Source organism: Shewanella sp. AS16, assembly GCF_021412365.1.
Taxonomy (GTDB): Bacteria; Pseudomonadota; Gammaproteobacteria; order Enterobacterales; family Shewanellaceae; genus Shewanella; species Shewanella salipaludis.
On the sequence record NZ_JAKCLK010000200.1, the window covers coordinates 1 to 299 of the forward strand.

Annotated in this window: 1 protein-coding gene; it reads right to left on the reverse strand. The window is 53.5% G+C overall.

What is annotated here, in order from left to right:
• On the reverse strand, positions 1 to 261 hold a 261-nt coding region (locus tag LZP73_RS19985; RefSeq protein ID WP_267960263.1), incomplete at its 3' end, for a ubiquitin family protein.
• Positions 262 to 299 lie beyond the last annotated feature (38 nt).

Genomic DNA, 299 nt, shown 5'->3' on the forward strand with positions numbered 1-299 from the left:
CTTCAAGGACAGGGTCTTCACGAAGATCTGCATCCCACCTCTCAGACGCAGGACCAGGTGCAGGGTGGACTCTTTCTGGATGTTGTAGTCAGACAGGGTGCGGCCATCTTCCAGCTGCTTGCCAGCAAAGATCAGCCTCTGCTGGTCAGGTGGAATGCCTTCCTTATCTTGGATCTTTGCCTTGACATTCTCGATGGTGTCACTGGGCTCCACTTCCAGGGTGATGGTCTTGCCAGTCAGGGTCTTCACGAAGATCTGCATTTTGACCTGTTAGCGGATACCAGGATCCTGCCAATCAC